General features: G+C 65.7%; 14 protein-coding genes. 9 read left to right on the top strand and 5 right to left on the bottom strand.

Going from position 1 to position 13,292, the window contains the following annotated elements; genetic code table 11:
• Window positions 1–275 precede the first annotated feature (275 nt).
• Both ACFSCT_RS01615 and ACFSCT_RS01610 read left to right on the top strand, forming a co-directional pair.
• On the top strand, window positions 276–491 hold the full coding sequence (locus tag ACFSCT_RS01615; RefSeq protein WP_379139571.1) for a hypothetical protein: 216 nt from the start codon (window positions 276–278) through the stop codon (window positions 489–491).
• A gap of 249 nt (window positions 492–740) precedes the next feature.
• A complete protein-coding gene (locus ACFSCT_RS01610; RefSeq protein ID WP_379139569.1) occupies window positions 741–1,175 on the top strand; it encodes a glyoxalase superfamily protein in 435 nt (144 codons plus the stop codon).
• 246 nt (window positions 1,176–1,421) lie between these two features.
• Here the strand turns inward: ACFSCT_RS01610 and ACFSCT_RS01605 are convergent, their stop codons facing one another.
• The gene (locus ACFSCT_RS01605) at window positions 1,422–2,546 is read right to left on the bottom strand and encodes an alkene reductase (RefSeq protein ID WP_379139567.1); all 1,125 of its coding nucleotides are present in this window, start codon (window positions 2,544–2,546) and stop codon (window positions 1,422–1,424) included.
• Between the two features lie 160 nt (window positions 2,547–2,706).
• Between ACFSCT_RS01605 and purB the strand changes: the two genes are divergently transcribed.
• The 4 genes from purB (at window position 2,707) to gap (ending at window position 7,082) form a co-directional block, all read left to right on the top strand.
• The gene (purB, locus tag ACFSCT_RS01600) at window positions 2,707–4,053 is read left to right on the top strand and encodes an adenylosuccinate lyase (RefSeq protein ID WP_379139565.1); all 1,347 of its coding nucleotides are present in this window, start codon (window positions 2,707–2,709) and stop codon (window positions 4,051–4,053) included.
• A 66-nt stretch (window positions 4,054–4,119) separates the two neighbouring features.
• The gene (locus ACFSCT_RS01595) at window positions 4,120–5,142 is read left to right on the top strand and encodes a flagellar motor switch protein FliG (protein ID WP_379139564.1); all 1,023 of its coding nucleotides are present in this window, start codon (window positions 4,120–4,122) and stop codon (window positions 5,140–5,142) included.
• Between the two features lie 573 nt (window positions 5,143–5,715).
• Entirely contained in the window at window positions 5,716–5,859 is a 144-nt protein-coding gene (locus ACFSCT_RS01590; RefSeq protein WP_379139562.1) for a hypothetical protein, read from the top strand.
• A 218-nt stretch (window positions 5,860–6,077) separates the two neighbouring features.
• Window positions 6,078–7,082 (top strand): type I glyceraldehyde-3-phosphate dehydrogenase, encoded by a 1,005-nt coding sequence (gene gap, locus ACFSCT_RS01585; RefSeq protein ID WP_379139561.1) that lies wholly within the window; start codon window positions 6,078–6,080, stop codon window positions 7,080–7,082.
• A gap of 164 nt (window positions 7,083–7,246) precedes the next feature.
• Here gap and rnd read toward each other — a convergent pair whose 3' ends face one another.
• The 3 genes from rnd to tgt all read right to left on the bottom strand — a co-directional run bounded on the left by rnd (window position 7,247) and on the right by tgt (window position 10,871).
• Window positions 7,247–8,440 carry a ribonuclease D gene (gene rnd, locus ACFSCT_RS01580; protein WP_379139578.1) on the bottom strand — a complete coding sequence of 398 codons (1,194 nt, stop codon included), beginning with the start codon at window positions 8,438–8,440 and terminating at the stop codon, window positions 7,247–7,249.
• A gap of 91 nt (window positions 8,441–8,531) precedes the next feature.
• Entirely contained in the window at window positions 8,532–9,581 is a 1,050-nt protein-coding gene (locus ACFSCT_RS01575; RefSeq protein ID WP_379139559.1) for a glycosyltransferase family 8 protein, read from the bottom strand.
• 159 nt (window positions 9,582–9,740) lie between these two features.
• Entirely contained in the window at window positions 9,741–10,871 is a 1,131-nt protein-coding gene (gene tgt / locus ACFSCT_RS01570; RefSeq protein WP_379139557.1) for a tRNA guanosine(34) transglycosylase Tgt, read from the bottom strand.
• A 185-nt stretch (window positions 10,872–11,056) separates the two neighbouring features.
• Here tgt and ACFSCT_RS01565 point away from each other — a divergent pair, with 185 nt between their 5' ends.
• From ACFSCT_RS01565 to tpiA, 3 genes are all read left to right on the top strand, one after another.
• Window positions 11,057–11,425, top strand: a complete 369-nt coding sequence (locus tag ACFSCT_RS01565) for an SUF system Fe-S cluster assembly protein (protein WP_379139555.1) — start codon at window positions 11,057–11,059, stop codon at window positions 11,423–11,425.
• Window positions 11,426–11,551: 126 nt separating this feature from the next.
• Window positions 11,552–11,926, top strand: a complete 375-nt coding sequence (locus tag ACFSCT_RS01560; RefSeq protein ID WP_379139553.1) for a HesB/IscA family protein — start codon at window positions 11,552–11,554, stop codon at window positions 11,924–11,926.
• A gap of 147 nt (window positions 11,927–12,073) precedes the next feature.
• Window positions 12,074–12,820 (top strand): triose-phosphate isomerase, encoded by a 747-nt coding sequence (tpiA, locus tag ACFSCT_RS01555; RefSeq protein ID WP_379139551.1) that lies wholly within the window; start codon window positions 12,074–12,076, stop codon window positions 12,818–12,820.
• Here tpiA and ACFSCT_RS01550 read toward each other — a convergent pair.
• Entirely contained in the window at window positions 12,817–13,269 is a 453-nt protein-coding gene (locus ACFSCT_RS01550) for a GNAT family N-acetyltransferase (protein WP_379139549.1), read from the bottom strand. The two genes, tpiA and ACFSCT_RS01550, sit on opposite strands and share 4 nt — an antisense overlap.
• Window positions 13,270–13,292: the final 23 nt, after the last annotated feature.

Raw genomic sequence — 13,292 nt, 5'->3', positions numbered from 1 at the left:
TTTACGCCGCCCGCAGCAGCACCATGCCGCCGCTAACGTGGACTAATTTCGCACCGCCGTTCTCAAACTTGGGGAGCAGGCGTTCTCGAAAACGACTCCGCTGGCGATTGGCTCGGCCTGTTCGATAGGCTTGGTTTCATGGCCGTTACCGTTCCGCTCTCTCAGATCGGAGAATATTCGGATCGAAAGAAGCCCATTCCGGCTGAGGTAGAACAGGCTTTTTGGGCAATGTGCGAAGTTGTTGCGATTGCTGGAGGATTCCCCGCCCCCCCTCCTTGAAAGATCGCAAGGCAAGCATCGAGCGCGAAGCGGGGAGAATGCTCAAATTACCAAACCTTAAGAGGCGAATCCTGTTTGCGCTCGAACGGTTGGAAGCAGAGGAAACAGAGCTAGAAGCTCTTTGGACTGGTGCTGAAGAAAGCGATATTTTTCGCGTTGAACGGGAGCGTGCAAAGCAGTCGGCTCTCGATGTGCTCTCCAGACATGAATGACCGCTAAGGGCTCAAAGCTGCCCTCGCGTCGCTGTGGTCATTGCCGCTTTGCACATCTCGCATCCCCCGCAGCCCCCCTTGACGCAGGTGCGACCCCGCCCCATATCCGCCTCTCGGGTTCAGGCCCCGGCCGCTCACAGGGTGTCAGCCCATGGTGAAGTCCTGAAATCGACCCGCTTTCGGCAATATGCCCGATGGCGGCAACGTGAGCCCCGCCCATATTCGGCATGATTGCTGCAAGGAAAAACCATGGCCATGACCCATGATCTGAACGCTTTGAAATCTCAGGCAAAAAATCTCCGCGCCGCGCTTGATCGCGCCGGCACCCCCGTCACCCATTCGCAGGCGCTGGAACTGGTCGCGCAGACCCACGGCGCGCGTGACTGGAACACCGCCCATGCCGCCGCCGAGGCGGTCCGTACCGATGCGCCCCTGTGGCAATTCGGCGGTCGGGTCGCGGGCCGCTATCTGGGCCATCCCTTCACCGGGCGGGTCATTGCGGCCAGCGAGCGCGGGCGCAATCACCATGCGCTGACCATCGCCTTCGACACGCCGGTCGATGTCGCGCAATCCGATCTGATGACGGTGCCGCGCAAGCGGATCAACGCGACCGTCAATGCCAGCGGCCGCAGCATCAGCCGCACCTCGGACGGGCAACCGCATCTGGTGCTGGAAGCGGCCTGAGACCGGCGGCCGCATGAATCGGAAAAGGGGGCCATCGGCCCCCTTTTTCGTCCTCGGGGTGCCAGCGTAGCGCGGCATTGAACCCCGCCCGGGGCCGCCTTCGACTGTTGTGACAGGGCGCGTACCGCACCGTTTTCGATCCCACCGCACCGGCGGCGCGCAGGCGGCGAGGCCACAAAGGAACCGACAGGCAGAATTTGCCGTGCTCCGCATGATGCCCCGGGTCGCGTCGGATCGGCGTTGCGCTCAGCTATCCGGGCCTCGGTCACCCGCGCCGCAAGATGCCGGTGCGGTGGCAAGGTCCGGCATCAGGGGATAATCGGTATATCCGCGCGCCCCGCCCACATAGAACGTCGCCGGATCCGGCGTGTTCAACGCCGCGCCGTCGCGGATGCGCGCCACGAGATCGGGCGTGGCGATGAAATCCTTGCCGAAGGCCACGGCATCGGCGCGCCCTTCGCCGACCAGACGCGCGGCACGCTCGACCGTCAGCTTTTCGTTGATGATGACCGGGCCACCGAACGCGTCGCTGATGTCGGGAAACAGGCTGTCGGCGGCTTCGTATTCGCGCAGGAAGACATAGCCGAGGCCGCGCCGTTTCATCTGCGCCGCAAGATGGGTGAACAGCGCCTTCGGGTCGCTGTCGCCGATGTCGTGATCGTCGCCGCGCGGCGACAGGTGCAGCCCGACGCGGTCCGCGCCCCAGACCGGGATCAGGGCGTCGGCGATCTCGCAGACCAGCCGGCAGCGGTTCTCCACGCTGCCGCCATGCGCATCGCCGCGCCGGTTGGTCTGGTCCTGAAGGAACTGTTCCAGCAGATAGCCGTTCGCGGCATGGATCTCGACCCCGTCGAAGCCGGCGCGCATCGCGTTTTCAGCACCCAGCCGAAAGCCCGCGACGATACCCGGCAGCTCATCGGGGCTGAGCGGGCGCGGCGTGACATAGGGGCGTTTCGGCCGCAGCAGGCTGACAGTGCCCCCGGCGCGGATGGCGCTTGGCGCGACCGGCAAGGCGCCGTCCAGAAATACCGGGTCGGAAATGCGCCCGACGTGCCAAAGCTGCATGGCGATCCGGCCTCCGCGGTCATGAACTGCATGCGTGACCCGCCGCCAGCCTGCGACCTGCGCATCGCTCCAGATGCCCGGTGTGCCGGCATAGCCCACGCCCTCGGGGCTGACGCTGGTCGCCTCGGACAGGATCAGCCCGGCATCGGCGCGCTGTCCGTAATAGGCCGCCATCAGCGCATTCGGGACCCGCGTCTCGCCGGCGCGGCTGCGGGTCAGCGGCGCCATGACGATGCGGTTCGGCAAGGTCAGCGCGCCCAGTTTCAGCGGCGTGAACAGCATGCTGACGTCGGTTCGCGCGACCATTCCCTGCCCTTCGACCATCGCGCCTTATCACCCCCCGGCATCCGAACGTCATGACGCCGAAGGATCGCCGGTTTCGCGCCCATACCGCCGGTATCATACGCCGGGCGGTTGCGGGTCAAGGGCGCGCGGTCTAGAACCGCCCCAACCACAGGAGACGCCGATGATCCCCCGCTATTCCCGCCCCGAAATGGTCGCCATCTGGTCGCCCGAGACCAAGTTCCGCATCTGGTATGAAATCGAGGCTTACGCCGGCGACGCCATGGCCGATCTGGGCGTGATCCCGCGCGAAAACGCCGAAGCGGTGTGGAAGGCCAAGGACGTGGAGTTCGACGTCGCCCGGATCGATGAGATCGAGGCGGTGACCAAGCATGACGTGATCGCCTTCCTGACCCATCTGGCCGAGCATGTGGGCAGCGATCAGGCGCGCTTCGTGCATCAGGGCATGACCTCGTCCGACGTGCTCGACACCACGCTGAACGTGCAGCTCGTGCGGGCCGCCGACCTGCTTCTGGCCGATCTGGACCGGGTATTGGCGGCGCTGAAAACCCGCGCCTATGAACATAAGGACACGGTCCGCATCGGCCGCAGCCACGGCATTCACGCCGAACCGACCACGCTGGGCCTGACCTTTGCCCGCTTCTATGCCGAGATGGACCGCAACCGGAACCGTCTGGAAAAGGCGCGCTGGGAAGTCGCGACCGGCGCGATTTCAGGCGCGGTCGGCACTTTCGCCAATATCGACCCGGCGGTCGAGGAATATGTCTGCGAAAAGATGGGCCTGCGCCCCGAGCCGATCAGCACTCAGGTGATCCCGCGCGACCGCCACGCCATGTTCTTCGCCACGCTGGGCGTGATCGCCTCGTCGATGGAGAACATCGCCATCGAGATCCGCCACATGCAGCGCACCGAGGTGCTGGAGGCCGAGGAATATTTCAGCCCCGGGCAAAAGGGTTCGTCCGCGATGCCGCACAAGCGCAACCCGGTCCTGACCGAAAACCTGACCGGCCTTGCCCGGCTGGTGCGCATGGCGGTGATCCCGGCGATGGAGAACGTGGCGCTGTGGCACGAGCGCGACATCAGCCATTCCTCGGTCGAACGCGCGATCGGGCCGGACAGCACGATCACGCTCGACTTCGCCCTGAACCGGCTGGCCGGGGTGATCGAAAAACTGGTCGTCTATCCTGACAACATGCTGGCCAACATGAACAAGTTCCGTGGCCTTGTGATGTCGCAGCGGGTGCTGCTGGCGCTGACCCAGGCCGGCGTCTCGCGCGAGGATGCCTATCGGCTGGTGCAGCGCAACGCCATGAAGGTCTGGGAAAAGGGCGCCGATTTCAAGACCGAGCTGCTGGCCGACCCCGAGGTGACGGCGGCGCTGTCGCCGGCCGAGATCGAAGAGAAATTCGACCTTGGCTATCATACCAAGCATGTCGACACGATCTTTCGCCGGGTGTTCGAGGCGACCGAGGGCAAATCGGCGGACGGCAAATCGGCGGGCCGCAGCTAACCCGATCTTAACCCCCGCCGTGCAATCTGACCGGACGGCAGGCGAATCGGGGTGCGGGAACGGGGGATGATGAAGCTGATCGGGGGTCATGGGCTGACACCGCCGCAAAAGGCGGCGGTGATCGTACGGTTGCTGCTGGCCGAGGGCGGGGATCTGCCGCTGGCCACGCTGCCCCCGGAATTGCAGGCCAGCCTTGCCCATGAAATGGCGCAGATGGACATGATCGACCGTGAAACCCGCGATGCGATCGTGTCGGAATTCTGCGACACGCTTGAACAGGTCGGACTGTCCTTTCCCGGCGGCATGGACGGGGCGCTTGACCTGCTGGGCGGGCATCTTTCGGCCGACACCACCAACCGGCTGCGGCGTTTGGCGGCCATTCACGGCCGCGCCGACCCGTGGCTGCGCGTCGCCGCCATTCCGGTGCCGCAGTTGCGCCAGATCGCCGAGACCGAGGCGGTCGAGGTCGCGGCGGTCCTGTTTTCAAAACTGCCGGTGCCGCTCGGGGCCGAGGTTCTGGGCCAGATCCGGCCCGAACGGGCGCGCCAGATCGCCTATGCCATGTCGCTGACCGGCAATATCGACCAGACGACGCTGCGGCGCATCGGGCTGGCGCTGATGCAGGCGCTGGACGCGCTGCCCCAATCGGCGCTGGACGCGGCCCCGGTCGACAAGGTCGGGGCGATCCTGAATTTCACCCCGTCGGTGACGCGGGACACGGTTCTTGCGGGGCTGGACATCGACGACCGCAGCTTCGCGACCGAGGTACGCAAGGCCATCTTCACCTGGGCCAATATCCCGATCCGCATCGACCCCAAGGACATGTCAAAAATCCTGCGCGGGATCGACACCCCGGTGCTGTTGCGGGCGATGGCCGGATCAAAGGGCGAAAATCTGGAAACGGTCGGGTTCATTCTGGCCAATATCTCGCCCCGCATGGCCGAAAGCATCCGCGAGGAACTGGCCGAATGCGGCAAACCGTCGGAGAAAGAGACCGATGAGGCCATGGCGACCGTGGTTGCCGCCATCCGCCGCCTTGAGGAAGCGGGCGAGATCTTTCTGATCGCCGGCGAGCCGGAGGCGGAATGAGCGATGCCCGCCGCGCACCCCCCGGGCGCATCCCGGCACGGAAGCTTTCGCGGGGTTGGCCTGACCCTCACGGCGGCCCGCATGCATCACCGGGCCCGGCTGATCCTCGGGACGGGCTTGACAACCGGGCGTCGGGAATGGAACCCATCGGGCGGAAACGGGGCGATCCGTCGCCGCGGGTTATCGACGCGTTTTTGCCGGCCGGTGGATGGCAACAGGGGGTTTCTTTTGGGGACGGCAAAAACTGGCGACGCCCCGGATATGACGCCCGCAAACGACAACCGCGGTGTGAGGGCCCTTATGTGGCGGTCATTATGTGGGGGCCCTTATGTGGGGGCCGCATACGAGGTCGCGACATGACATTTCAATCCCGACCGGCCCCGATATGATGAGCCAAAATATGATGGGCCCCAATGTGATGGGCCAAGGTATGGTGGGCCGAGATATGACAGACCCAGATATGACGGGCCAAAATATGACCGGCCAAAATATGACGGGCCAAGCGTGATAGCCCGCAGATGACCGCCCGCAGATGATAACCGCAGATGACCGCCCCAGCATGACCGCCGAAATATGACAAACACCATCGCCATCGTTCTGGCCCTCGCCATCGTTTCGGTTTTCGTCGCCGATGCCTATTGGCTGCATTGGAACCTGCCCTTGTTTCTGGCCCGGAATTTCGCCGCGCTGGTCGACTATGTCAGCTTCTGGCGCTGACCCCCGCCCCCTCCAAACCCCCGTGATCACCGGAATTTGGCGGCCAAAGACGCCCCAACGCATCGCCGGGATGATTTTATCGGTTGAAATTTCCACCTGCTGACGCGAGTGTGCGCCGGAAATTCAGCCGGGCCGGGGCGTTTCGCCGCGCGCCTGGCGGTTGTGTCAGCGCGATGCTGGCGCATCATCGACATAAAACGGGCAAAAGGATCACCGACATGACAGTTAAGGTCGCTATCAACGGATTTGGCCGCATCGGGCGCAACATCTTGCGCGCCATCGTTGAATCGGGGCGCGAGGATATCGAGGTCGTCGCGATCAACGATCTGGGCCCGGTCGAGACCAACGCCCACCTGATCCGCTTTGACAGCGTGCACGGCCGCTTTCCCGGCACCGTGACGGTCAAGGGCGACACCATCGACGTCGGGCGCGGCCCGATCCGCGTCACCGCGATCCGCAATCCGGCCGAACTGCCCTGGGGCGATGTCGATGTTGCGATGGAATGCACCGGCATTTTCACCGATGCCGACAAGGCGCGGGTGCATCTTGAAAACGGCTCCAAGCGGGTGCTGGTCTCGGCCCCCTCGAAGGGCGCCGACAAGACCATCGTCTACGGCGTGAACGACAAGACCCTGACCAAGGATGACGTGATCGTCTCGAACGCCAGTTGCACCACCAACTGCCTGTCGCCGGTCGCCAAGGTCCTGAACGACGCCATCGGCATCAAGAACGGCTTCATGACCACCGTTCACAGCTATACCGGCGACCAGCCGACGCTGGACACGATGCACAAGGACCTGTACCGCGCCCGCGCCGCCGCCATGTCGATGATTCCGACCTCGACCGGCGCCGCCAAGGCCGTGGGTCTGGTGCTGCCGGAACTGAACGGCAAGCTGGACGGCGTGTCGATCCGGGTGCCGACGCCGAACGTCTCGGTCGTCGACCTGACCTTCACCGCCAACCGCGACACCACGGTCGAGGAAATCAACGACGCCATCCTCGCCGCGGCGGCCAAGGGGCCGCTGAAGGGCATTCTGGGCTATACCGACCAGCCGAACGTCTCGATCGACTTCAACCACGATCCGCGCTCGTCGATCTTCGCGCTGGACCAGACCAAGGTGCTTGACGGCAACCTGTGCCGGATCCTGACCTGGTACGACAACGAATGGGGTTTTTCGAACCGCATGTCCGATACCGCCGTGGCGATGGGCAAGCTGATCTGAGCGCGGCCTGATCTTGACCTACAGAAAAGCGGGCGGCCTTGGGGCGCGCCCGCTTTTTCATCCGCCGGTTTTCATCCGCTGGTTTTGACGCGCCGGCTTTCATACACCGGTTTTCATGCGCCGGTTTTCATCCGCCGGTTTTTATCCGGCCGTCTGCCGGTGATCTAGGCCCGCGCCGTGGCCTGCCCGACCGGCACCACGGCGATCGCCGTTCCCTTGGCGGACAGCGCGATCTCGCCGCGCGACAGGCGCAACGCATCATCGCCGAACACCTCGGCCCGCCAGCCATGCAGCGCCGGCAGATCCCGTTCGCCCGCCGCGATCAGGTCCAGATCCGCCGATGAGGCGATCAGCTTCGGCGCCACCCCGGCCTGCTCGGCCTTGGCTTTCAGCAGCACCCGCAGCAGGTCGCCAAGCGCGCTGTTGCCCTGCCGCACCGGCTCATGTCCCGTCGCGGCCGGCAGATCGGATGCCGGCAGTGCCGCCGCCGTCTTGATCGCGGCCAGAATGCCGGTCGCGATCTCGCCCCGCCGCGCCTCGCGCAGAAGCAGGCGGGACTTGCCCAGATCGGCCTCATTCGCCGGTCGGGTCGAGGCCAGTTCGATCAGCGCATCATCCTTGAACACGCGCGAGCGCGGGATGTCGCGTTCCTGCGCATAGGTCTCGCGGAAGCGGGCCAGTTCGCGCACCACGGCCAGAAACCGGGGCGAGGTCGTGCGCGTCCGCACCCGCTGCCACGCATCTTCGGGGCGGGTGACATAGGTGGCCGGATCCTCCATCGTCGCGATTTCCTCGGCCAGCCATGACTGGCGCCCCGATTTCGCCAGCTCGGCCGAGAGATATTCATAGATCGCCCGCAGATGGGTCACATCGGCCAGCGCATATTCCATCTGCGCGGCCGACAGCGGACGGTGCGACCAATCGGTGAAGCGCGAGGTCTTGTCGAGATTCTGCTTGGCGATGCGGCGCACCAGCGTCTCATACCCCACCTGTTCGCCAAAGCCGCAGACCATGGCGGCGATCTGGGTGTCGAAGAGCGGTGTCGGAAAAAACCCGCTGTCGAGGAAGAAGATTTCCAGATCCTGCCGCGCGGCGTGGAAAACCTTGACCGTGGTTTCGTGGCGGAACAGGTCGTAAAGCGGTTCCAGCGACAGCCCCTCGGCCATGGGATCGACCAGCACGGCCGCGCCGCCGTCCTGCCGGGGTCCGGATTTCGGCGGCAGGGCCAGTTGGATCAGACAGAGCCGGGCGTAATATGTGCGCTCGCGCAGAAACTCGGTGTCGACGGTGACATAGGGCTGGGTCTTGGCCTCGGCGCAGAACGCGGCAAGATCCTCGGTGCGGGTGATGGTAGTGATGGCGGTCATCGTGGCCTTTGTTACGGGGGCAGGTCATCTGCCGTTCCGCCCGGCCTTATGCCCCCTTTGCGGAAAATGCCAGCGGTGGCTTTCAGCCGACCTCTGCACTGTCGATCAGGCGTTGCATCTCGGCCATGCCCCGGGGCCCCATGCGCGGCGGCCGCGCATGCCGCAGCGCCAGCCAGCGCCGGCGCAACCCCAGCCGCAACGCGCCCAGAAGCCCCGGGCCGCCCGGCGGATTGGCGCGACGCCATGCCAGCGAGCCGCGCATGGCACGGGGCCGGAACCCGGGATCATAAAGCGCAAGATCGGCGAACCACGCGGCATTGACGCGCGTCACCTCGGGGTCGTCGGTGATCAGCCATGGCTTTTCCCCGCCGGCGAAATGCAGGATCCACGGATCGAACCGGTCCAGCAGATCGGCGCGGCGCCAGCGGGTCGAGTGCCAGTTCCAGCGCGGATCAAGGGTGCGGATACGGTCCGCGACCGCACCGTTCAGCGCCGCCTGATCGCCCAGCTTGTGCCGGTGAAGCAGATCCTCGCGTTCGCTGGCGAAGCCGAGCACCCGCGCGGTGATATCCTCGGCCAGATGCGGGCCGGTCTGGATCAGCAGCACGCCGGACTGAAAATATCGCCCGTCCGACGAACCCAGATCGGCCAACACCCGGCGGGTATCGCGGCGGCTGCGCCCGGACTGCCGCGTGCGCAAGCCCGGCACGTGCAGGAACGCCAGCACGGCGGCAAGCGGCCAATCCCCGGCAATCCGCGCAAACAGCCCGCCGATACCGGGACGGCGCAGCCAGGTATCGGTGTCCATGTACAAAAGGGCGCGATAATCGTTGCGAAACAAGGGCGGCAGCAGGTGGCGATAGAAGGTGCCAAGCGAGATGCGCGGGTTCGGATGGGTAATCGCCGGGATCGCCGACACATCCAGCCGCACGAACCTGATCCTGCCGTCGTCCAGATGCCGCGGTATCCGCGCGATGTCGGGGCTGGCGATCACGATATCAAAGCGGCGCTCCGGCTCTGACCGGTCGATCTGACGCGCCGCCACCCATGCAAAGGGCAGATGCGCCGCGTCACAGGCGAAAATCGCGGCATCCTCGTGTCGCGCAGGGGGTGCGGGTTCGACATCGGACATATGATGATTCTGGTGCGCCGGATGCGGGCGTTCAAGCGGCGCGCGTATTTGTGACGACGCGGCGGCCGGCCGGTTTTCGGGCGGGTGTCGGCGCGGCGGGTGTTTGCCGGGCAGGTGTTGGCCGGGCGGGTGTCGGCCGGCTCTCCGGCGGCGAATGCCCTAAAGTGCCGGAATATCGCCCTCGGCCCGCGTGGCGTGGAAATTGGTGACAAAGGCGTCAAGCGCGCCCGCCGCGATCGCCCCCCGCAAACCCTGCATCAGCTCCTGAAAATAATGCAGGTTATGCCAGGTCAGCAGCATGCCCGAGATCATCTCTCCGGCGCGGAAAACATGGTGCAGATAGGCGCGGGAATAGCCGGTGCAGGCCGGGCAGGTGCAAGCCTCGTCCAGCGGGCGCGGGTCGTCGGCGTGCCGCGCGTTCTTGATGTTGACCTGACCGCGCCGCGTCCACGCCTGCCCGGTCCGCCCCGAGCGTGACGGCAGCACGCAATCCATCATGTCGACCCCGCGCTGAACGGCGCCCACGATGTCGTCGGGCTTGCCCACCCCCATCAGGTAACGCGGCTTGTCCCCGGGCAGCAGATCGGGCGCATAGTCAAGCACGCCGAACATCGCCTCTTGCCCCTCGCCCACCGCCAGACCGCCGATCGCATAGCCGTCAAAGCCGATGCCGCGCAAAGCCTCGGCCGATTCCTCGCGCAGGTGGCGGATCACGCCGCCCTGCATAATCCCGAACAGCGCATGGCCGGGGCGGTCGCCGAAGGCGTCGCGCGACCGCCGGGCCCAGCGCATCGACAGCCGCATCGCCTCGGCCTGGCGTTCCTCGGTCGCGGGCAGCGCCGGGCATTCGTCGAAGGCCATGACGATGTCGGACCCCAGCAGGCGCTGAATCTCCATGCTGGTTTCGGGCGACAGGAAATGGCGGCTGCCGTCGACGTGGCTGGCGAAGGTCACGCCGTCCTCGGTCAGCTTGCGCAGATCGGCCAGCGACATGACCTGAAATCCGCCCGAGTCGGTCAGGATCGGCCGTTCCCAGTTCATGAACCGGTGCAGCCCCCCCAGCCGCGCGATCCGTTCCGCGCCGGGGCGCAGCATCAGGTGATAGGTGTTGCCCAGAAGGATGTCGGCGCCGGTCGCGCGGACGCTTTCGGGCAGCATCGCCTTGACCGTCGCCGCGGTGCCGACCGGCATGAAGGCCGGCGTGCGGATCTGGCCGCGCGGGGTGTCGATGACCCCGGTCCGGGCGCGCCCGTCGGTGGCGGCAACGGCGAATGAGAAACGTTCAGTCATGGATCGGCACCGGATTATCGTCGCGGAAGGAAGGCGGCCCCTTCTAGCCGCGCCGGGCGGCGCCTTCAATGCGGTTGCTGCCGCGCCGATATCGTCCCCCATATCGGCCCCCGCTACTCTGGACCGCGGGGCCGACTGTCCCTATATGTCAGATAACCCTTGACCCCCGGAACGGGATGCGAACCATGACCGCCGCCACCCAAGAACCGCAGGCCGAAGGCACGCCCCTGATCGCGCCATCGACCGTTGACCATCCGCTGTACGATCAGGTCGTCGAAGCCTGCCGGACGGTTTATGACCCGGAGATTCCGGTGAACATCTATGATCTGGGCCTGATCTACACGATCGACATCAGCCCCGAGAACGAGGTCCGGGTGGTGATGACCCTGACCGCGCCCGGCTGCCCCGTGGCCGGTGAGATGCCGGGCTGGGTCGCCGACGCGGTCGAGCCGCTGCCCGGGGTGAAGCAGGTCGACGTTCAGATGACGTTTCAGCCGCAATGGGGCATGGACATGATGTCCGACGAAGCCCGGCTTGAACTGGGCTTTATGTAGGCCGGCGCGCGCGCCCCGGCTTTGGCCCGGGCCTTTAGAAGCGGCGGGCCTTGAGAAGCCTCGGGCCTTGAGAAGCGGCGGGCCGGCGCCTATCTTTGGGGCAACAGCAATAAGGGCTTTTTCGCCATGTTCTCGATCCCCGGCACCCCGCCTGTGACCGTCACGCCCGCCGCGCAGGCGCAGATTCGCCGTCTGATGACCGGCAAGGACGCCTTTGGCCTGCGCATCGGGCTGAAAAAAGGCGGCTGCGCGGGCATGGAATACACGATGGAGATGGCGCCCGCCGCCGATGCCGCCGATGAGGTGATCGAGGTGGGCGAGGCCCGGGTGCTGATCGCGCCGACCGCGCAGATGTTCCTGTTCGGGACCGAGATCGACTATGAATCCGGGCTTCTGGAAAGCGGCTTCAAATTCCGCAACCCGAACGTGACCGAAAGCTGCGGCTGCGGCGAATCGATCCGCTTCGAGCCGCTTGAGGGCTCGCGCGCGTCGAGCGTCTGACAGGCGGCCATCTGATAAGCGGCCATCTGATAATCGGGCGTCCGAGAACACAACGCTGATGCCGATCCTGCCTTTCCGCACCATTCCGGCTTGATCCGCTGATCGCCTGCCCCTATCCCCGTTCCGACATACGAACAGGAGGATGCGATGGCACGTCGGAAAATGGCCGCCGGAAACTGGAAGATGAACGGAACGCTGGCGGCGCTGGCCGAGGTTGACCGTCTGCTGGCCGATCATCCCGACCCGGTTTCCGAGGTTGTGCTGTGCCCGCCCGCGGTGCTGATCCATCCGATGGCCGGGCGCGTCGGCGGCGGCCCCATCGCGGTCGGCGGGCAGGATTGCCACGATAAGACCTCGGGCGCCCATACCGGCGACATCTCGGCCGATGAGTTGCGCGACGCTGGCGCGGAATACGTCATCCTCGGCCATTCCGAGCGCCGGACCGATCACGGAGAAACCGATGCCCTTGTCCGCGCCAAGGCAGAGGCAGCCCTTGCCGCCGGGTTAAGCGCGATCATCTGCGTCGGCGAGACCGAGGCGCAGCGCGACGCCGGCCAGACCCTGGATGTGATCGCCGGCCAGCTTGCGGGCTCGGTGCCCGATGGCGCCACCGCGCTGAACACCGTCATCGCCTATGAACCGGTCTGGGCGATCGGCACCGGACGCACCCCGACCAATGACCAGATCGCCGAGGTGCATGCCCGGATCCGCACCGAACTGGCCGGGCGGTTCGCCGATGCCGACGGCTTCCGGCTGCTTTACGGCGGCTCGGTCAAACCCGGCAATGCGGCCGAGATCTTCGCCATCCCGGACGTCGACGGCGCATTGGTCGGCGGCGCCAGCCTGAAAGCCGGCGATTTCGGCCCGATCATCGCGGCGCTGGACGCGGCCTAGGTCCGGGTCGGCACCGAATACAGCACGAACGGCGTGCGCGGGGCATAGGTGTCGTAAAGCCGCCGCGCGGTCGCGTTATCCTCGGCCGTCAGCCAGCGCACCGCCGGCAGATCGCGCGCCCGGGCAAAGGCGATCACGTGGTCGATCATCGCGCGGCCTGCCCCGCTGCCCCGGATCTCGGGATCGGTGAAAAGATCGCTGAGATAACAGGTCATCGAGCCGCCGAGTGAGCGGTGCATGAGCTGATATTGCACAAGCCCGACGGCCCGCCCGTCACCCGTCCGCGCGATATCGGCCCAGAACGGGTTCTGCGGATCATTGATCCAGCCCCAGACGTTTTCGATGACCTGCGGCGGCAGGTCGGTCTTGTAGAACGCGCCATAGGCCAGAAACAGCCGCTCCCATTCGGCTCGGTCGGCTGGTGTGACCGGGCTGATCGAAACTGACATGACAATGCCCCCCTTGTTCGCCT

It is taken from the genome of Paracoccus pacificus, from assembly GCF_042680785.1.
GTDB lineage: Bacteria > Pseudomonadota > Alphaproteobacteria > Rhodobacterales > Rhodobacteraceae > Paracoccus > Paracoccus pacificus.
Note: the sequence above shows the minus strand (reverse complement) of the source record. Positions and strands in the feature narration are given on the sequence as shown.

Bases quoted from the DNA above. Each gene is read 5' to 3' on its own strand.
- ACFSCT_RS01610 (WP_379139569.1), top strand. From the start codon at position 741: ATGGCCATGACCCATGATCTGAACGCTTTGAAATCTCAGGCAAAAAAT.
- ACFSCT_RS01605 (WP_379139567.1), bottom strand. From the start codon at position 2,546: ATGGTCGCGCGAACCGACGTCAGCATGCTGTTCACGCCGCTGAAACTG.
- purB (WP_379139565.1), top strand. From the start codon at position 2,707: ATGATCCCCCGCTATTCCCGCCCCGAAATGGTCGCCATCTGGTCGCCC.
- ACFSCT_RS01595 (WP_379139564.1), top strand. From the start codon at position 4,120: ATGATGAAGCTGATCGGGGGTCATGGGCTGACACCGCCGCAAAAGGCG.
- ACFSCT_RS01590 (WP_379139562.1), top strand. From the start codon at position 5,716: ATGACAAACACCATCGCCATCGTTCTGGCCCTCGCCATCGTTTCGGTT.
- gap (WP_379139561.1), top strand. From the start codon at position 6,078: ATGACAGTTAAGGTCGCTATCAACGGATTTGGCCGCATCGGGCGCAAC.
- ACFSCT_RS01575 (WP_379139559.1), bottom strand. From the start codon at position 9,581: ATGTCCGATGTCGAACCCGCACCCCCTGCGCGACACGAGGATGCCGCG.
- tgt (WP_379139557.1), bottom strand. From the start codon at position 10,871: ATGACTGAACGTTTCTCATTCGCCGTTGCCGCCACCGACGGGCGCGCC.
- ACFSCT_RS01565 (WP_379139555.1), top strand. From the start codon at position 11,057: ATGACCGCCGCCACCCAAGAACCGCAGGCCGAAGGCACGCCCCTGATC.
- ACFSCT_RS01560 (WP_379139553.1), top strand. From the start codon at position 11,552: ATGTTCTCGATCCCCGGCACCCCGCCTGTGACCGTCACGCCCGCCGCG.
- tpiA (WP_379139551.1), top strand. From the start codon at position 12,074: ATGGCACGTCGGAAAATGGCCGCCGGAAACTGGAAGATGAACGGAACG.
- ACFSCT_RS01550 (WP_379139549.1), bottom strand. From the start codon at position 13,269: ATGTCAGTTTCGATCAGCCCGGTCACACCAGCCGACCGAGCCGAATGG.